The following is a 20,604-nucleotide window of genomic DNA, read 5'->3' as shown; positions in this document are numbered from 1 at the left end:
AGCCTTCCTTTTTTCTATCTAAATGATCGAAACGCTTTACTTCACGCTTCCTGTTTTTCCAAGTACTCATCGTACGTGCCATGGAAATCGACAATACCCGCACTGGTTACTTCCACAATCCGCGTTGCCAATGTCGAAACAAACTCACGGTCGTGACTGACGAAAATCAAAGTACCTGGGTAGTTTTCAAGGGCTAAGTTTAAAGACTCAATAGATTCCATGTCCATATGATTGGTTGGCTCATCCATCACTAAAACGTTCGGTTTTTGCAGCATCAGTTTACCGAACAACATACGACCTTGTTCACCACCAGACAGGACCTTTACAGACTTTTTAATATCGTTTTGTGAGAACAAAAGACGCCCTAAGGTACCGCGAATAACCTGTTCATCGTCGCCTTCTTGAAATCCACTGCGACATCCATTCGATCAAATCCACATCTTTCTCGAATTCGTGATGATGATCTTGGGCGTAATAACCAATATTGGCATTTTCAGACCACTTTATGTGACCTTTCGTTAGCTCAGTATCGCCCACCAAGCATTTTAGTAAAGTGGTTTTACCGATACCATTTGGTCCGATAACCGCTATACGCTCACCCACCTCAACCATCATGTTTAAACCACTAAACAATTCTTCATCATATGATTTGGCAACATTTTCGATTTGTACCGCCATACGATGTAATTTTTTCTCTTGCTCGAAGCGAATAAATGGGCTTTGGCGACTAGAAGGCTTCACCTCTTCCAACTGAATTTTGTCAATTTGCTTCGCACGAGACGTGGCTTGCTTTGACTTTGATGCGTTAGCAGAGAATCGACTTACGAAAGATTTTAACTCACTAATTTGAGCTTTTTTCTTCGCATTATCAGACAACAAACGCTCACGAGCCTGAGTTGCCGCTGTCATGTACTCATCATAGTTACCAGAAAATAGGCGCAACTCGCCGTAATCTAAATCCGCCATATTCGTACAGACAGAATTTAAAAAGTGACGATCGTGGGAAATAATAATCATGGTGCAATTACGCTCAACCAAAACCCCTTCCAACCAGCGTATGGTATTGATATCTAGGTTGTTGGTTGGCTCGTCCAACAACAAAATATCTGGATCAGAAAACAAAGCCTGAGCAAGCAAAACGCGTAACTTTAAACCTGGGGCGACTTCACTCATCAAACCATAATGCTGCTCAGTTGGAATACCGACACCTAAAAGCAACTCTCCAGCACGAGCATCGGCAGTGTAACCATCCATCTCAGCGAATTCCGCTTCCAAATCACCGGCACGAAGTCCATCTGCTTCGGTCATTTCTGGATTGGCGTAAATAGCGTCTTTTTCAGACTTAATCGCCCAAAGTTCAGTGTGCCCCATGATGACGGTGTCAATAACCGAATATTCTTCGTAAGCAAATTGATCTTGCTTCAACTTACCAAGGCGTTCATTAGGATCTTTAGAAACGTTTCCAGAGCTTGGCTCCAAGTCGCCGCCAAGGATTTTCATGAAGGTGGATTTACCACACCCATTCGCACCGATAAGGCCGTAGCGCTTGCCTTCTCCAAATTTCACAGAGACATTTTCAAAAAGAGGTTTTGCACCAAATTGCATGGTGATGTTGGCCGTCGTTAACAAAGTATTCTTCCGTTTATCATGAGGTAAATTAGAGCACTCCAGTCTTAAGTCAATAAAACGGCTAGAGTGAAAATGACATAAGGCATTATCGCACAGTTTGACAACAGTCTTTAAGAGAGAAAACACATATTCCACAAAAAAGCTGGAACTTACTGTTACATTGAGCCTCATAAGAGTTACTAGAGAATACAAAATACTCCTATCGTTATTGGCTGAATAAGCCTAAAACTATAATTATTGCTTAGGCTCTTTAGAAAAGTATTTTGTAGCCGATGACATAAAAAGACCCAATAGTGGCGGAGGAAACAGTGAAAACCGTCTTAAAAAAACAAGTAAGGTATGACATATCACCTAAACATCTGAAAGAGGGATCAATTTTTGGAGCACTATCTGATAATGCCATTCAATTCTTATTAGAAAATGGTGTGTTGCATAACGTTAGTGAGGGCGATGAAATTTTTGCCTATGGCAGTAAAGGCAATAGCTTCCACGCAGTGCTGCATGGAAAGCTGGATTTTTACAAACAGCATGGTGAAAAGAAAACACGTACGCGAACCATTAGTTTTGGTGAAGCGATTGGCTTTGTTTCCATGATTGCATTGCATGAACGTGTTGGCAGCCTTTACGCTTTAGAAGACTGCTTGCTTTTGGAAATTTCCAGTCAGCTATTTAGTGATTTGCACGATCAATATCCATTCGATTTTGGTATCTTGCTGATGAATCTCTCTAGGGATATGGCAAGAACCATTCGTGTTTTGAGTAATGCCTTAGTAGAGAATGATGTCGTCGTTAAAAGAAATTAAAACAAACTAACGATAGCACAAAGACATCAATCGTTAGTTTGCTCTGAAGGATTATTGCAACGCAGCAACAACGGATATTTCGACCAACAACTCAGGTCGTGCTAGTCTGGCTTCAACACACGCTCTGGCAGGAGCATGCCCCTCGGGAATCCACGAATCCCAAACTGCGTTCATAGCCGTAAAATCTTTCATATCTCGAAGATAAATAGTTGCAGACAATATGTAAGATTTATCCGTACCAGCTTGCTCAAGCAAAACATCTACCTTATTCAGCATTGTTCGTGTTTGCTCGGTAATGTCCGTATTCGCATCCGCACCAACTTGGCCACATAAATACACCGTCTCATTATGCTTAACGATACGACTCATACGTTGACCAACTTCCATGCGCTCAATGGTTGCCATAAAAACCTCTATTTGATTGAGAATTAAAGATTATAATCTTGTTGTTATTAGAATATTTTACAAATCATTAGCAGACTAATATAAAACGACAAGGCATTAAAACTCCAGCCCTTTTTGCGCTTTTATTCCTCTTTTGAAGGCATGTTTTACCTCTTTGATCTCACTAACCGTATCAGCAAGCTCAATTAAAGCATCCGAAGCTCCACGCCCAGTAACAACTAAATGTTGTGCTTCGGGACGGTCCATCAGGGCTTTTAATACCCTATCCTCAAGTAAATACTCGTAATGCAATAAATAGGTTAACTCATCAAGAACCACCAAATCGATGCTAGGGTCTGCTAGCATGGCGGCCGCTTTTTCCCATGCTTGCTCTGACGAAGCAATATCAGATTCACGATTTTGAGTCTCCCAAGTAAATCCCGCAGGCATGATCTCCCATTGCACATTTTTTTGCTTTTTAAAGAAATCAATCTCGCCTGTGTTCCATTCCCCTTTGAGGTTGCACCACCCCGACCTTCATACCATGACCTAAAGCACGGGCGACCATTCCCAATGCGGAACTGGATTTGCCTTTGCCATTTCCAGTTAATAACACAAATGTGCCTTTGTCTTCTTGTGCTTTCGCAATGCGTTTATCCACATGAGACTTAATGGCTTGCATACGTTTTTTGTGTAATTCGGGATCTTTGACTGTTTTTGACATGTAAACACCCTTTAAAGTAGAAAAACCTAATTTGCGCTTATGGATGACACAAATTAGGTTTTCAAAAATGGACTAAAAACGTTTAAATACGATCGTCTTCAGGGTCGTAACCAAGATTGGGAGCTAACCATCGTTCAGCGTCATCTTTACTCATTCCTTTTCGCTCAGCGTAATCATCCACCTGATCTGGACCAATCTTGCCAACACCAAAGTAAGTTGCATCTGGATGAGCAAAATACCAGCCACTTACCGCCGCTGTTGGCAGCATAGCAAAGCTTTCTGTGATCTCCATATCAATCTTCTCCTTCACCCCCAACAAAGTCCAAAGTTTGGCTTTTTCAGTATGGTCAGGACAGGCTGGATAGCCAGGCGCTGGACGAATACCTTGGTATTTTTCTTTGATCAATTGTTCATTGGTGAGACTCTTCCGCTTCGGCATACCCCCAAAACTCTTTACGCACTTTTTCGTGTAAATATTCTGCCGTTGCTTCCGCCAATCGGTCAGCAACGGCTTTTATCATAATAGAGTTATAATCATCATGATCCGCTTCATATTTTGCCACCAAAGGATCAATACCAAAGCCTGCTGCACAAGCAAACGCGCCAATATAGTCCGCGACACCACTGTCCTTTGGTGCAACGAAGTCCGCTAAACTGTGATTATATTTACCTGGTGCGGTGAGTTCGTTCTGAATACGAAGGAAAGACAAGCGCTCAATCACGTCGCCACGAGATTCATCCGCATAAATTTCGATGTCATCATGATTCACTTGGTTGGCAGGGAACAACCCCACCACGGCACGTGCTTGCAAGCACTGTGTTGCGATCACTTCATCGAGCATGTTTAGCGCGTCTTGGTAGACTCGCGTTGCCTCAACACCCACCACATCATCGGTTAAAATACGCGGGTAAGCGCCTGCCAATTCCCATGTTTGGAAAAATGGCGTCCAATCAATGTAATCTTTAACCACATTAAGATCGATGTCCTTTTCGGTCAGTACAGTTACACCCAATTTCTTAGGTTGAACAACATGACCATCGAATTGAATAGGTGGTTTGTTCTGACGCGCTTTATCCAAGGAAACTCGTCGACCAGCTTTGGCTCGATCCTTATAACGAATACGCGTTTTCTCGTAATCCGCTTTGATCTCATCCACAAATTTTTGACGGCGCTCTGTATCTTTGCTTAATAAGGCGCTAGCAACCCCCACACTTCGAGAAGCGTTAGTGACATGAACCACTTGATTACGCTTGTAATTTTGTTCGATTTTTACCGCGGTATGCGCTTTTGATGTGGTCGCACCGCCAATCATCACCGGTAAGTTAAACCCTTGGCGCTCCATTTCTTTCGCTACGTGCACCATTTCATCGAGTGACGGCGTGATCAAGCCTGACAAGCCAATCATGTCTGCGCCCTCTTCTTTCGCCGTACGCAAGATTTTTTCGGCAGGCACCATGACGCCAAGATCAATGACTTCAAAGTTATTACACTGCAGCACAACACCGACGATATTTTTACCGATATCATGTACATCGCCTTTCACTGTTGCCATGACAATTTTGCCATTACTAGACGATGCAGTGTCCATGTTTAGGCGTTTTTCTTCCTCGATAAAGGGCATCAAGTAGGCAACGGCCTTCTTCATAACACGAGCCGATTTTACCACTTGTGGTAAAAACATTTTCCCAGAACCAAACAAATCACCAACGATGCTCATGCCATCCATTAATGGCCCTTCAATGACTTCTAATGGACGAGCAAAAGCCTGGCGCGCCTCTTCAGTGTCTTCATCAATAAATTCCGTAATACCTTTGACCAGTGCATGACTAAGACGATCTGACACTGATAACCCTCGCCACTCTTGGGTTTCTTTTTCAGCCACTTCGCCATTGCCGGCAAATTCACCCGCCATCGCAAGTAGATTGTCCGTTGCATCGGGAGTGCGGTTCAGTACTGCGTCCTCTACCGCATTACGCAGCTTAGGTGGAATATCTTCATACAGCGCAAGCTGCCCCGCATTAACAATCCCCATTGTCATGCCCTGTTTGATGGCATGATACAAGAACACAGCGTGAATCGCTTCGCGAACAGGGTTATTGCCACGGAACGAGAAGGAAACGTTCGACACACCACCCGATACCTTGGCATAAGGCAATTCACGAGTAATGTCGCCTGTTGCCTCAATGAAGTCTAAAGCGTAACGGTTATGCTCTTCTATCCCAGTGGCAATCGCAAAAATATTTGGATCAAAAATAATGTCTTCTGGCGGAAAGCCGACTTCATCAACCAAAATATGATACGAACGGCGACAAATCTCGATCTTGCGAGCACGGGTATCCGCTTGCCCTACTTCGTCAAACGCCATGACAATAACGGCTGCACCGTATTTCATGAGTTTACGAGCTTGCTCACGGAACTTATCTTCGCCCTCTTTCATACTGATAGAGTTAACGACGCCTTTACCTTGAATCCATTTCAGTCCAGCTTCTAAAATCTCCCATTTCGAAGAATCAAGCATGATAGGTACGCGAGAAATATCTGGTTCTGATGCGATAAGCTTAAGAAAACGCTCCATGGCAGCCTGCGAATCCAACATGCCTTCGTCCATGTTGATGTCGATGATTTGGGCACCGTTTTCCACTTGTTGACGTGCCACATCCAGCGCGGTATCAAAATCCCCTTCTTTAATAAGACGTTTAAACATCGCCGAGTTCCCGTCACGTTGGTACGCTCACCGACGTTCACAAACAAACTATTACCGTCAATATTAAACGGCTCTAAACCGGACAACCGACACGCTTTTTCAATAACAGGAATAACACGAGGCGTCGCATCAGCAAAAGCTTTGGCGAAGGTAGCAATGTGTTCTGGTGACGTACCGCAACAACCACCAATGATGTTCAAAAAGCCTGAGTCCACCCAGCCCTGAATTTCTTCCAACATTTCCTCTGGTGACTCATCGTATTCACCAAATGCATTTGGTAAGCCTGCGTTAGGGTGAGCAGAGACATGCGTATCCGCAATACGTGAAAGTTCTTCAACATATTGACGCAGCTCTTTTGGCCCCAAAGCACAGTTCAAACCTACAGAAATCGGCTTAGCATGAGAGATAGAATTCCAAAAAGCTTCAGTGGTTTGGCCAGATAAAGTACGACCTGAGGCATCCGTAATAGTGCCTGAAATCATGATCGGGTAACGAACGCCAGTTTTTTCGAAATAATCTAATACCGCGTAAATAGCGGCTTTGGCATTCAATGTATCGAAAATTGTCTCGATAAGAATAATATCAACGCCACCCTTGATTAAACCATCAACCGCTGTGGTATAGGCCGCAACAAGCTCATCAAAATGCACATTACGAAACCCTGGATCGTTTACATCCGGCGAAATAGTACAAGTACGGCTAGTCGGACCAACTGCACCGGCAACAAAACGTGGCTTGTCTGGATTTTGTTGAGTAAATTCATCTGCGGCTTCACGCGCTAAACGAGCAGATTCAAAATTAAGCTCGTAGCTAAGATCTTCCATGTGATAGTCAAGCATGGAAATATAATTGGCGTTAAAGGTGTTGGTTTCAATGATATCGGCGCCAGCGGCAAGGTAGCTGGTATAAATGTCTTTAATGATCTTTGGCTGAGTCAGAGAAAGTAGGTCATTGTTGCCTTTTAAGTCACTGTTCCAATCAGCAAAACGTTCACCGCGATAATCTTGTTCTTCTAATTTATACGATTGAATCATGGTGCCCATAGCGCCATCTAAGATCAATACGTTTTCAGCTAATCGTTTCTCAATAATAGAATACGAATCGGACTTTACCACGCTCACCACCTCAAAAAAGAATATGCGAGGATACTATACCGAAAAGTCATGCTTTTGGCGTTGAAAAAAAGTAATGCGGAGTTGAATGATACGAGAGGGAAAGAGTTGCAAAGTCGACATATTGTATCGACTTTGCAATTTTACTATAGCAGAAAATTTAAGAATTCAATTCTTGATTGTTTTTGCTTTTATTCAGGCGACCAATGAAAAACCCACCTAGTAAAGCAAGTAAAATTGCCCCTGCCCAATAGCCATATTTTTCAAACCAATTAGTGTTAATCAAAGACAAAGTTTCATTACCACGATAGACCTGCTTCTGAATCGTTTGATCTTGGAAGCTGATTTGCTGACTGACAAACAAATTCAGTTGTGCATCCGGTTTTTCGTTTAACCCCGCCACGCGCCAACGCCACTGCAAACGACCATTTTGAACGACAGCCGTCGCAATGCTATCACTTACCATCTGAATATCACTGTCTGTTACTAATTCTGCCTGATAACTCTGTCCAGAAAGCGAAGGCTGAACCTCAGCCGACACTAAAATTTCAAAGTTATTATGCAAAGAGACTTCGCTTGGCAGCTGCCATTGAACATTCTGCAATGTTGAGCTAAGTTGCAATTGCAGAGCATCTATTGCCGCAGCAATCGAAATACCACTGTTTTCTTTGGACTCTAATGCCTGTTGTGTGCTGGCTAGGCGAGCAGACAAAGCTGCAAGCTCCGCTTGACTAGCAGCTAATGCAGCACTCGCTGTATTTAATTGATCAGTGAGTAAGGCATTATTTTGTAGGGCTTGTGCCAATTTATTATCAAGATCCTTCCAACGCGCAGCGTAATCAGCCCCTTCATCAAGCGCCGCCTCTAATTTCAATACGTCACGTTTGTATTCATCAATCAGGGATTTTTGTGCCGCCATTTGATTTCTTAAATCGGCAAGCTCTACACGCAACTGAGCATTTTCACGCTCATAATCAACAGTACCATTCGACATTAATGTTGCGTCTGCGCCTTCAGAAGGCAAAGGTTCAGCCGCCCCATCACCACTTAACGCACGAATTTTATCCCATAAAACTTGGTGCTGAGCACGGGCATCAGATAGGACTCTCCCAACATGAGATTTTCTTTTTTTAACGCACTGAGTCTTTGCTGATTAATCTGATTATCCGCTTCTAAATTAGCGTATTTTTTTTGTAACTCAGTATTATCGCTCAACAATGCAAGGTAACTTTGCTTAAAGTCATCTTGAGACGTTGGCATGTTTTCTAGGCTTGATACTTGGCTCTTTAAAGATGTATTTTCATTTTCCAATTGGCTAATACGACGCACGAGTAAATCATTATCAAGCTTCAACGCAGCGTAGCGGGACTCTAGAGCCTGACGTAACTTTTTCTGTTCTTCTAATGCCATCAAATTTTCGGCATTATTAGCGGATTTTTGCAAAGCCGCTATCTTTGCGTCTTTTTCATCAAGAGATTGATTAAGCGCAAACAATTGCTTTTTATTGGCTGCTAATTGCTGCTGTAACGTATCGATAAGAGAAACTTTGGACTCTAATGCTTTTTCTAATTCGCTTTCCTTAGGACTGACTTCCGAACTCTGTAAAGGTGATTCTATCTGATTATTAACAGGTTCAGTTATTCCATCAGTTTGTTGACGTGATGTCGTACTACAAGCAGACATCATCAGCCCCAACGTGATCGGAATTAAAATCGTCGTACGTGCTTTCATTTTTCGCTCCTTAAATAAAATCAAGGTCGACAATAGGTTAACACTCTTATGCCAGATTTGCGTACAGAATGCAAAGAACAGGTAAAGAACTTTGAATTATGGCCTAAAAAAACCTCCATGGGGAAAGCCATGAAGGTTTTGAGTGTTTTTTACACACACTTAAAAGCACGCAACCAGTAGCAACAGATATTGAAGCTATTATGTTGAACCTGTTATGCCAAACTTTTAGAGACAACCTCAAAAACGTCTTTTGATAAATCTTCGGCCAAAATACGCTCAAGTTCTGCTTTCATTTTTACACTTAACTCTGGTTGCAGTTTTTTCCATCGAGTCAACGGTGTACAAAGTCTAGAAGCAATCTGTGGATTACGCTTATTTAATACAATAATTTGATCTGCAAGGAACTGATAGCCACTGCCATCCGCCTTATGAAAACCTGAAACGCTTTGACCAAAACCACCAAGAACAGAGCGAACTTTGTTCGGATTTTTCAAGTCAAAAGCAGGATGCTCCAACAAGCCTTTGACTGTCGATAAAGCATTCTCTTGCTCTTGGCTCGCGCTGAGCATTAACCACTTATTGACAACCAATGGTTCAGACTGCCATTGCTCATAAAAATCAGCCAGTAGCTCAGCCGCCTTAGGATGTTGAGAATGAACGGCAATAGACAAAGCTGAAAATTGATCTGTCATGTTGTTTGCTGTCTGAAATTGTGTCACCAGCTCTTGCTGAGCAAGCTCACTTCCAGTTTCTACCCAATACGATAACGCTATATTTTTTAGAGAACGATGAGCAATGTCTTCTGCGGTTGCTTGATATTCACCATGAATTTTATGTTCGCGATACGCTCGCTCAAAGTCCGCTGACAATGCATTGGCCAGTTGCGCCTTTAAGTGTTGTCGTGCCTGCTTAATGGCGGCTGGGTAAATGGGATCAGCCAGTTCAGACAAATAGGCTTGGCTTGGTAACGCAAGAATCAAAGCCACCATAGCGGGATCAAGTGCAGCATCACTCAACAAGGCTTTAAATCCTTGGATTAGCTGAGATTCAATACTCAGTTCATCTCCCTTAATCGCCTGATTAATCAACAATGTTAACTCATTCACGGCCAATTGTTGCGACGCACTCCAACGATTAAAACCATCAGAATCCGCTGACAATAGTAGCAGCAAATCTTTTGCGGAATACTCATAACGTAATTTTACTGGTGCAGAGAAACTGCGCAGCAAAGACGGCACTGGGCGAGACGTCAACCCCGTAAACACAAACTCTTGCTCATTCGCTTTCAAATGCAGCACATGATCTTCTGCTGCGACACCATTGACTTGCGCAGACAAAACATCACCCTGCTGACTCAATAAACCAACACGAACAGGAATATGCAATGGCAATTTCGTTGGTTGCCCAGGCGTTGCTGGCGTGTGCTGCGTCATGACCAAGCGATACGTACCCGTTGACTCTTCATAGCTATCGGTCACGGTAACCACAGGTGTTCCAGCTTGCGAATACCAACGCTTGAACTGAGATAAATCGACTCCCGAAGCGTCTTGCATAGCGGCAACAAAGTCATCGCACGTCACCGCTTGGCCATCATGACGATCAAAATACAAATCCGAACCAGCACGAAACTTCTCCGCACCTAACAGCGTATGAATCATTCGTACAATTTCAGCTCCTTTTTCATAAACCGTTAGCGTATAAAAATTGGAGATTTCAATAAAAGACGCAGGACGAACAGGATGCGCCATCGGACCCGCATCTTCAGCAAACTGCGCTGTTTTCAGAAAAGACACGTCTTCTACACGTTTTACGGTTTCAGAATGCATATCAGCAGAGAAGGTTTGATCGCGGAATACAGTAAAACCTTCCTTTAAACTTAATTGGAACCAATCACGGCAGGTCACACGGTTGCCAGACCAATTATGGAAATATTCATGAGCAACAATGGCTTCAACCCGCAGATAAGTGTCGTCCGTTGTGGTTTCTGGACTTCGCCAACAAACAAGAGGAATTGAAAATATTCAATCCTTTGTTTTCCATGGCGCCCATATTGAAGTCATCGACAGCAACGATCATAAAAATGTCTAAATCGTATTCACGTCCGTAGGTTTCTTCATCCCAACGCATAGAACGCTTTAGAGCTTCCATCGCGTAATCGACCTTGTCGATGTTGTGAGACTCTGTGAATATTTGCAATTTAATTTCACGCTGACTTTGCGTTATAAAGACATCATTTTTTACCGCTAAATTCCCTGCCACCAAGGCAAAAAGGTAAGCCGGCTTAGGAAATGGATCGTGCCATACCACAACCGTTTTACCTTCATCAGTTTTGCCACGCTCCACTTCATTTCCGTTGGACAACATCACTGGATAACGGGCTTCATCAGCAATGATCGTTGTTGTAAAAACAGACATTACATCTGGACGATCTAGATAATACGTAATGTGACGGAAACCTTCCGCTTCACATTGAGTGCAGAACATGGAAGACGAACGGTATAAACCTTCAAGACGCGTGTTATTTTGCGGTTCAATCAAGGTTTCGCAGGTCAACACAAACTCATCCGCAGTTGCCGTAATGATCAGCTTATCTTCGCTGATGCGGTATTCTTCCGGAGGCAATTCGTAATCGTCCATCGCGACACCAATCAACTTGACCTCTTCTCCACCGTCTAAAATTAAAGGCGCAGTGGATTTGCCAAACGCTGGATTACGACGCATATGCAGACGAGACGTCACAATCGTAGTCGTCTCATCCAAATCAAACGTTAATTCTGTTTTATCAATGAGAAAAGGAGGAACTTTATAGTCTTTTAAATAAATCGCAGATGGCTGACTCTCTTTCATGTGCTCTCTCCTAAAAATTCAATGTCGCTTGATAACCAGTATATTTACGAATATTGATCACACCGGTATCAAGCATCCAATATTGGCCTTTAATGCCCATCAAGGTGCCTTCAATGATAGGTTTTTTTTCTGCATTAAGGCTGGTGATTTTGGTGGGATATTCTAAAACGGGGTAAGCAAATTCATGGGTTTCGTTTTCGTCTGACAAATCGGTGATAGACTGCAATCCGAATTCATGTTGCAAAGAGTCTAAGCCTTCATACACTCGATCAATAAGGCGTTCTTGCTCTTGCTCAAGATCCATCTCGACCGATGATCCTTTGAGCATATTTCGCCAATTAGTTTTATCCGCTACTTGGGTTTTAAATAAGGTTTCAACCAAACCTGACATTCTGCGATTTTGAACTCGAAACAAAGCCCTCGCTTGCGTTGCTCCTTGATCGATCCAACGCGTTGGCAATTGATCGCCACGGGTAATCCCCACTTTCAACGCGGACGAGTTAGCCAGATAAACATAATGACTCTGCATGCAATATTGCTCTGCCCATTCCGGTTCACGGCAAGTACCTAAATGAAAATGGCATTTTTCTGGACTCATGATACAGGTATCACACGCAGCTAATTTGCGAAAACAATTAAAGCAAAAGCCTTGGCTAAAGGATTTTTTAGTGACTTTGCCACAATTAACACAATGAATGGTTCCATCAATGTGCAAGCTCACTTTTTTACCCAACAAATCATTGACGAATACGCGGTCATCACCCAAGTCTAAATGATAATAAACTTGACCATCACGAACCTCAGTTGACATCTTCTTAAGGTTACCCTGTAACATTAAGCTTGCCCCTCAGGGCCATCGCCAACCCATTTGATGGTATCTTGCTCTTTAGCAGGGGCTTTTTTGCCTATATTTTTATGACCTGTGGTATCAATGTAACCAACACGATCTTTTTCTTCTTTATTACTGTAGTCATAAGTAATAACAGCTTGCAAACATAACTCTGTTTGTTCTGGAGTCAGTCTCACACCATTTGGCCATTTTCCAAGCTCTACCGCTTGCTTTAATCTGACATAAACTTCAGGCGACATATTGTCGATCATTTCTTTAAAATTCATTTTCGGATCTCCCTGCGCCTAGGCAGGCTAATAGTAAATATAAAGTGAAATATACTAATCAATTACGGCGGTATTTGGTCGCTAACCAATAGATTACACTAAGACCCAATCCTGATAGTAAGCCTATAGTATGTGCCGTATTCGCAATACTACCGAGACCTATCATCTCTGGAAAAGGGGTATAGCCTATCGCTAGCCAAACGGTAAAAAAAATCATGAGTTGTTTACTAATAATCGTAGGCCACCTCTTACTAAGCAGTGGTAGTAGCCAAGCAAAGCCGATGAGACCATAAACGACACCAGATAAACCGCCAAATAAGGGGTATTTGCTGATTTGATATTGCACAAGATTGCTCAGCACCGCGATAACAATAACACCCAAACTCCACACTACCGGTCCTAGTAGACGCTCAAGTTTTCTGCCGATGTCCCATACCCATAGCGTATTGAATACAATATGAAGCACACTAAAATGCAGTAATGCCGGTGTAAAAAATCGCCAATACTCACCTCTAGCAAAAACCTCAGCCGAGGTATAAAAATAAATATGCCCATTTTTTATATCAAATGGGCTAATGGACAAGTAAGAAACTGTTTTAAGGTCTCCACCAAGTTGAGTAGCAACCGCCACCAACAAGGTCAATAATAATAGCAAGCTGGTGATCGGGGCCATTTTAAGCTGAGAAAAGAATCCACTCTTAGACAATTCTCTAGCAATGACAGCGGGTTTTGCCTGCTGTAACAAGGAAGGGTCGTCTTTCCAAATGTTTATCAATTGCTCAACCGTTGGCAATTGACTTTGATCCAATATCCACAACTCATCATGCTGTTGTGTAGAAACAATTTGATGCGCTACTTTGTGTTGCCACAACGCTTTGGTTAAGCCTGAAGGGTCTTCTGTTTCTTCGAACTGATAAACAAAATACATAAAATTTCTAAAAATGATTCTCTTTGTAAAATAATAAGATACAACACTATAACCAAATGTACTTTACGGTCGATAGCTGGATTGCCAACCCAACTTATCACGGCATACGTTATAAAAATCGTGGTTTTTAGGGTGTATTAAACGTATACCCCCTGTTTTTTTAGTGATATGGATTTCATCGCCTGGTGCCGCTGTAATATTTAGCTGGCCATCACAACTCACACTTGGATACGTTAAGTTGGATTCACATACAACAATGCGGATTCGCGCATTAGCATCAATCACGATAGGACGATTACTCAAGGTATGAGGATGCATTGGCACCAAGACTAAGGCATCCAACTTTGGCAGCATAATAGGACCACCAGCCGATAAAGCATAAGCGGTTGACCCTGTCGGAGTTGCTACAATTAAACCATCGGACTTTTGGTTCATCACAAATTGATCATCAATAAAAAGATCAAAGCGAATCATTCGAGCGGATTTACCTGGATGAAGAACCAAATCGTTCAAGGCAATGCCTTCACCGCTAGGACGATTCTGGCGCTTAATCTTGGCTTCGATCATAAAGCGTTTTTCTTCATGGTATTCACCGCGAAAAATAGGATCCAATTCTTCTTGTAAGTTGTGAGGTGAGATGTCCGTTAAAAAACCCAACGTCCCTCGGTTGATCCCTAATACTGGAATATCATAATTACAAATGGCTCGAGCAGCGCCAAGAAAACTGCCGTCACCGCCAACCACCATAACCATGTCACAGTGATCGCCTAATTCTTTTAGAGCCGAGGATGCGACTTTCACGCCCGGCATCATGGTCGCCAATTGATCCTCAAGCACTGGCGCAATGTTTTTTTCTTGAAGGTACTCCATCAGCTTCTTGACCGTATCAAGAATCTGAGGTTTGTCTAACCGAGCAATAATACCAACACGTCTAAAAAGACTCATGTGTCATTCTCTTCCCGTCTGTCGATGTAAGCAAAGCAACCCATTGGTATTGTGTAACGCTATTTTATTTATCTGGGTTTTACATAAGTAGCATAACTTTAACATGAAGCAGCCTATTCTCGCCATCTCGTTAAGAAACCACAAAAGGATTACTGTCTGATGAAAAGCCTCGCCATCCCTGCAAACCTCCCGTATGAATAAATAATGTACGACGATATGGCCAAGTCCCAGCTTTCATGGCGCTTATTACTGCAAACATGCTTTTACAGGTATAAACGGGGTCTAAGAAGCAACTTGGATTGTCCTTTGCAAACTCATGCATGAAACGCACCAATGTCTGGCTATGTTTGGCATAACCACCTTCATGGCAGTTTGCGTGAAAAAACAGCTTTTTTGCAAGATACTTTTGCGACACACGTTTATTTGCAAGCAAATGAGCTTGCTCAATAATGTGCTGCCTTTGCGCTTGAGCACCTTTTAGAGCGCTAAATACATGCAAATCAGGTGTTTTATCATGAGATAAGAAACCTGCAGCAGTTGTCCCCGTCCCTGCTGACACGACCCACGCATCATAATCACCAGCCAAGCGACGAATTTTTTCGGCCCAATCGAGACACCCTCGTGCCCCAAGAATTCCGCCACCGCCCTCAGGTATCCAATAAACATTTCTATAATACAGGTTGATTGCGTCCGCCACACCGGAAGACGTTCCTAATCGATAGTCTGAACGAGAAGAGGGCCACAAATTCACCCCATCGTCGACCATATCTTGTAAAGTGGGTGTTAATTGCGGGTGTAACTCTCCTCTCACGACAGCAACAGCCTCAAACGGCCGATTCTTCAGTGTTTTCGCAAACGCATGCAAGTGATTTGAAAAAGGGCCACCAAACGTGGCGATAGCATCTGCGTTTTGTTGAGCTGCAGCACTCAAATGGTGTTGAAGTTTATGCCATTTATTACCCGGTGCCTGAGCATGCTCAAGATCGCCACGATAAACATCAAACCTGTAATCACCATCTGCAAGATGCGACCCCAACAAAGACAAATCAATTGGGCAAAGATACGACATAACTGAATCCATCGAAAAAAACAGCACACAATAACATATCCATAAACGCCCCAGTGAGCCTATCGGCTCTATATGTTCATACTACCAAGTCGATTTCCCCCTCAAACGACTGTTCTGATATAATTTTCCGACAAAATATTACGCCGTTTATTTGTATGAGTAATCATTAATGTCCAAGAGAACGATCTCACCCTACTCAATGCTATGGATTAGCCTCATTTTGCTAACATTGAGCGGTTGCGAATCCCTCGCCTCGTTTGACTCTGTCACTTCAGTTAAAAAACTGTCTGAACAAATAAAAAACGCAGAGGACATCGACGACATCAAAGCGATTGCTCAGCAAGCTAAAACAAGTCGGGACTTGATTAGAGCGGACATAAAAGCAATTCAAGCCTTATATAAAGAACTGGATGAACAGGTAAATAAGCGATGGGGCAAAGGAAACAGCGAACTGCCTGATAAGAAAAAATACGTTAAATATACTAACGATTATCAAGCAAGAACCATCGTCGATTTTGAAAAAGGTCTTGTCCGTGTCGAGACGTTAGCCACTAGCGCCCCCCTTGACGCATTAACAAACGCGATTACTACCACGTTACTGACAACCTCCGATCCGAGCAAAACCGACATTTTCTCCAGCTCAGCACCGAATGTTGATGGCGTCCCTTTTTATACCCACAAGTCATGGACCATGATGGGGAATTAGTAAGATACCCTTGGCGTGCACAACGCTATTCAACTTATTTGGTTACTAATCAATTACAAAAAACACAAGCCAATGGCAAAACAGTTTATGCCGTAGAATTTAAACTGGTTCAACAACATCAACATCTTCGTCAGGAAAAGTACAGTCAATATGTGATCGCTGCAGCCAATCGCTATCACTTATCTCCCGCTCTTATCTATGGCATTATTGAAACAGAAAGCTCTTTCAATCCCTACGCGGTTAGTCCAGCTAATGCATATGGGTTAATGCAAGTGGTCCCTTCCACGGCAGGAAAAGATGTATACAGCCTAGTCAAAAAAAGAGCAGGACAGCCAACAAAAGCCGTCTTGTTCTCGCCCGAAAATAACATAGACATTGGCAGTGCTTATCTGTATCTGCTACAAACGCGCTATTTGGCTAACGTAACGAATAAAACAAGCCAAGAATACTCCATTATTTCAGCCTATAACGGAGGAACCGGCAATGTTTTGAAAACCTTTGATGTAGATAGAAACAGAGCTGTGCAGAAAATAAATCAGACCTCGACCAAAGAAGTGTATAGAAAGCTTAGGTACAACCACCCCAGAACAGAATCGCAAAAATACCTTGAAAAGGTCACTAAAGCCAAAGCGACCTACGAATAACACAAACTCGATTTATCTGGTGGAAATCGCTGTTTTTCATCAGATAAATATCACTACCTCTTCTATTTCTTTGTTAAAATCGGCGCACTCATCATTTGTGGAGATGAAACATGATTCCAAAGCTTTCTGACGTGTCGCCCGTTCAAACTAAGTACCTTTCTTTTATCGAACGCCTGAACGCTTCAGGATTCTCAGGAGATACTCAGCCTGATTACGCCAACCGAGTGGTCCTTTCTACCGATAACTCTATTTATCAAATACTGCCTCAAGGGGTTATTTACCCCCAAAATATTCTAGACATTCAGTTGCTTGTCAAACTATCTAACCAAGAAGAATTTAACGACATTGTACTCAGTCCAAGAGGCGGCGGTACGGGCACCAACGGCCAGTCTCTAACCGATGGTTTGATCGTAGACTTATCCAAGCACATGAATCGAATTTTGGAAATTAATGCCGAAGAAGGTTGGACTCGTGTGGAAGCGGGTGTGGTAAAAGATCAGCTGAACAAAGCGATTCAACCCCATGGTTTATTCTTCGCTCCGGAGCTATCTACCAGCAATCGTGCCACCATTGGCGGCATGATCAACACCGACGCCAGCGGTCAAGGTTCGGTAATGTATGGCAAAACGCGTGATCATGTTCTTTCCCTTAAAACGGTGTTACTAGATGGTCATCTATTAGAATCCGCGCCTATTGATGACGAAACACTGGCTGAAATCCAAAGCGGCAGTGACTATTCCGCCCATGCCCACCGTATTGTCGATAGTATTCAGAAAAGCAAAGCGCAACAGATCAAAGATACTTTCCCAGCACTAAACCGGTGTTTGACAGGCTATGACTTAGCTCACATTCGCACCGAAGACGGTCGATTCAATATGAACTCAGTACTCTGTGGATCAGAAGGTACATTAGGTTTTATTGTTGAAGCCAAAGTAAACCTCCTACCTATTCCGACCTATGCGGCGTTAGTCAATATTCGCTACGATAGTTTCGAAGGTTCGCTGCGCCATGCGCGTGAGTTACTCGCCACCAAGCCTACTTCAATCGAAACCGTCGACTCAAAAGTACTCGGTCTTGCCAAAGGCGATATTATCTGGAATTCAGTGTCTGAGTTTTTCCTGGAAAACCCAGGAGAGAACATTCAAGGCATTAATCTCGTTGAGTACACAGGTAACGATGAAAAAGAGGTTGCCGATAAAATTAAAATCCTCACCGATAAGCTGGATAATTTAGCCAAGCAGGGAGACAGCAGCACCTTAGGCTATACCATTGCCATGGGGCACGACTGCGTTAACAAACTTTGGGCAATGCGAAAAAAATCGGTGGGGTTATTAGGTAACGCCAAGGGAGAAAAACGACCGATTCCATTTGTTGAGGATACCGCCGTTCCGCCAGAAAATTTGGCTGACTTTATTATGGAATTCCGCGAAGTATTAGACAGCTACAAAGTACAATATGGCATGTTTGGTCACGTCGATGCGGGCGTACTGCACGTTCGTCCAGCGCTTGATCTGAAAGAAAAGTCCCAAGAAAAAAAGATCCGTGCCATCACCGACAAAGTGGTTGCTCTTACGCAAAAGTATAATGGTCTACTGTGGGGGGAACATGGCAAAGGGGTTCGCTCTGAATATGCCCCAGCTTTTTTTGGGGAGCTTTATCCAAGCATTCAACAAGTTAAAGGCGCTTTCGACCCAAGAAACCAATTAAACCCGGCAAGATAGCCACCCCCTTTGAACTGGGTGCTGACTTATTAAAAATCGATGCTGTCCCACTACGAGGTCAATTTGATCGCCAAATCCCCCTTAAAAACCGCGATCAATTTCAAGAAGGCATGTATTGCAACGGTAACGGAGCTTGCTACAACTTCGACCCAAATGATGCCATGTGTCCTTCTTGGAAAGGTACGCGAGATCGTCGCCACTCGCCCAAAGGTCGCGCCTCTTTAATGCGCGAATGGCTGCGAGGCATGAGTCAGCAAGGCGTTGATACTGTCCAAGCCAGCAAAGACGCGAAAGACCGCCGTTTTTTACTTAGCTTCTTACCCAGATTGAAAAACACGCTAGCAAAGCGTCGTGGTGATTATGACTTTTCCAACGAGGTTCATGAATCAATGATGGGCTGCCTGGCGTGTAAGTCTTGTGTTGGTCAATGTCCAATTAAAGTCGATGTCCCAGAGTTCAGAGCAAAGTTCTTAGAACTCTACTATAGCCGCTACCTTCGCCCTACCAAAGATTATCTGATTGGCTCATTAGAGTTTGTGATACCAATGATGGCGATCTTTCCGCAACCTTATAACTGGTTAGTTAGCCGCAGCTGGGTGAATCATTTCAGCAGCAAGTACATTGGTTTGTCAGACAACCCTAAACTGAGCAAGCTCAATCTAAAAAAAGAAATGTCACGCCGTGGCATTCGCCTGGCCACACCACTCTCTATTGAAGCCTTAAGTCCGAGAGACCGTTCTCGCGCTGTCATTGTCGTACAAGATGCGTTTACCAGTTATTTTGAAACCGAGCTGGTATTAGACACTATGGAAACACTGAGTCGTCTAGGCTTTCAGGCTTATCTGGCGCCTTACATGCCTAATGGTAAACCCTTGCATGTGCATGGCTTTATGAAAGCCTTTCAGCGCACAGCACGTAAAAATTTAGACATGCTGCAAAGTTTGGCCTTCTATGGTTTACCCTTTATTGGCATTGACCCTTCTATGACGCTGACCTACCGAGCGGAATACACAAAAGCCTTTGGAGACAGTCGGCAGATTCCAAATATCCAGTTGATGCAGGAATGGTTGATGAAAAAAGCGACCATCTGATTAAACAACCTTTGGTGTGCGATAATGCAACTTACCACCTAATGACCCACTGCACCGAAAAAACCAACGCAGCAGCGTCAATCCAAGATTGGCAAAAAATCTATCGTATTTTAGGGCTTGAACTAAAAGTCGAAAATGTCGGTTGTTGCGGCATGGCAGGAACTTATGGTCATGAAACCGCCAATAAAGAGACGTCTAAAACCATTTATGACTTGTCATGGAAGGATAAAGTCACCGACCAAGGGCTGCTCGGAAGGCTCGTAGCAACAGGCTATTCTTGCAGAAGCCAAGCAAAACGCTTTGACGATGTTGAAATACCGCATCCTGTGCAGGCACTTTTGAAACACCTAAGAGACGCAACGGTGAGCAAATAGTCAGTATTAATGATCTTCTAAGGCTCAGCACCCCGAGCCTTATTTTTTTATAAGAAATCTACGCAACGATGATAT

10 protein-coding genes and 6 pseudogenes are annotated in these 20,604 nt (G+C 43.2%); 4 read left to right on the top strand and 12 right to left on the bottom strand.

The genetic code is table 11. The annotated features are described in order from the left end of the window. Positions 1 to 41: 41 nt before the first annotated feature. Positions 42 to 1,629, bottom strand: a pseudogene (locus ONZ52_RS24080) (ABC-F family ATPase). A gap of 308 nt (positions 1,630 to 1,937) precedes the next feature. Here ONZ52_RS24080 and ONZ52_RS24075 point away from each other — a divergent pair. Then, positions 1,938 to 2,432 (top strand): cyclic nucleotide-binding domain-containing protein, encoded by a 495-nt coding sequence (locus ONZ52_RS24075; RefSeq protein WP_111607755.1) that lies wholly within the window; start codon positions 1,938 to 1,940, stop codon positions 2,430 to 2,432. 51 nt (positions 2,433 to 2,483) lie between these two features. On the opposite strand, the gene ONZ52_RS24070 is transcribed toward ONZ52_RS24075, so the two are convergent. The 11 genes and pseudogenes from ONZ52_RS24070 to ONZ52_RS24020 form a co-directional block, all read right to left on the bottom strand. Continuing rightward, on the bottom strand, positions 2,484 to 2,837 hold the full coding sequence (locus tag ONZ52_RS24070) for a RidA family protein (protein ID WP_265221090.1): 354 nt from the start codon (positions 2,835 to 2,837) through the stop codon (positions 2,484 to 2,486). 96 nt (positions 2,838 to 2,933) lie between these two features. Continuing rightward, positions 2,934 to 3,540: pseudogene (gene cobO, locus ONZ52_RS24065) on the bottom strand (cob(I)yrinic acid a,c-diamide adenosyltransferase). Between the two features lie 82 nt (positions 3,541 to 3,622). Beyond that, a pseudogene (gene metH, locus ONZ52_RS24060) lies at positions 3,623 to 7,360 on the bottom strand (methionine synthase). Between the two features lie 157 nt (positions 7,361 to 7,517). After that, entirely contained in the window at positions 7,518 to 8,381 is an 864-nt protein-coding gene (locus ONZ52_RS24055; protein WP_265221089.1) for a hypothetical protein, read from the bottom strand. Between the two features lie 23 nt (positions 8,382 to 8,404). Beyond that, positions 8,405 to 9,088 carry a hypothetical protein gene (locus tag ONZ52_RS24050; protein WP_265221088.1) on the bottom strand — a complete coding sequence of 228 codons (684 nt, stop codon included), beginning with the start codon at positions 9,086 to 9,088 and terminating at the stop codon, positions 8,405 to 8,407. 212 nt (positions 9,089 to 9,300) lie between these two features. Beyond that, a pseudogene (gene pepN / locus ONZ52_RS24045) lies at positions 9,301 to 11,935 on the bottom strand (aminopeptidase N). A gap of 10 nt (positions 11,936 to 11,945) precedes the next feature. Further along, positions 11,946 to 12,770, bottom strand: coding sequence for a DUF2797 domain-containing protein (locus ONZ52_RS24040; protein ID WP_265221086.1), 825 nt, complete (start codon positions 12,768 to 12,770; stop codon positions 11,946 to 11,948). Then, positions 12,770 to 13,051, bottom strand: a complete 282-nt coding sequence (locus tag ONZ52_RS24035) for a YeaC family protein (protein ID WP_265221085.1) — start codon at positions 13,049 to 13,051, stop codon at positions 12,770 to 12,772. The genes ONZ52_RS24040 and ONZ52_RS24035 overlap by 1 nt, the downstream gene beginning before the upstream one ends. Before the next feature lie 58 nt (positions 13,052 to 13,109). Beyond that, a complete protein-coding gene (locus ONZ52_RS24030) occupies positions 13,110 to 13,979 on the bottom strand; it encodes a rhomboid family intramembrane serine protease (RefSeq protein WP_265221083.1) in 870 nt (289 codons plus the stop codon). Between the two features lie 63 nt (positions 13,980 to 14,042). Next, the gene (locus ONZ52_RS24025) at positions 14,043 to 14,924 is read right to left on the bottom strand and encodes an NAD(+) kinase (RefSeq protein ID WP_265221082.1); all 882 of its coding nucleotides are present in this window, start codon (positions 14,922 to 14,924) and stop codon (positions 14,043 to 14,045) included. A gap of 130 nt (positions 14,925 to 15,054) precedes the next feature. After that, a complete protein-coding gene (locus ONZ52_RS24020; protein ID WP_265221081.1) occupies positions 15,055 to 15,993 on the bottom strand; it encodes a 1-aminocyclopropane-1-carboxylate deaminase/D-cysteine desulfhydrase in 939 nt (312 codons plus the stop codon). Positions 15,994 to 16,162: 169 nt separating this feature from the next. Between ONZ52_RS24020 and ONZ52_RS24015 the strand changes: the two are divergent. The 3 genes and pseudogenes from ONZ52_RS24015 to ydiJ all read left to right on the top strand — a co-directional run. After that, positions 16,163 to 16,779, top strand: a pseudogene (locus ONZ52_RS24015) (murein transglycosylase domain-containing protein); the annotation flags it as partial. A gap of 72 nt (positions 16,780 to 16,851) precedes the next feature. Beyond that, positions 16,852 to 17,343: a transglycosylase SLT domain-containing protein gene (locus ONZ52_RS24010; protein WP_428981204.1), complete on the top strand. Its 492-nt coding sequence runs from the start codon at positions 16,852 to 16,854 to the stop codon at positions 17,341 to 17,343. 110 nt (positions 17,344 to 17,453) lie between these two features. After that, positions 17,454 to 20,529: pseudogene (gene ydiJ / locus ONZ52_RS24005) on the top strand (D-2-hydroxyglutarate dehydrogenase YdiJ). The last annotated feature ends 75 nt before the right edge of the window (positions 20,530 to 20,604 follow it).

The organism is Marinomonas rhodophyticola, assembly GCF_026113935.1.
GTDB classification, from domain to species: domain Bacteria; phylum Pseudomonadota; class Gammaproteobacteria; order Pseudomonadales; family Marinomonadaceae; genus Marinomonas; species Marinomonas rhodophyticola.
Note: the sequence above shows the minus strand (reverse complement) of the source record. Positions and strands in the feature narration are given on the sequence as shown.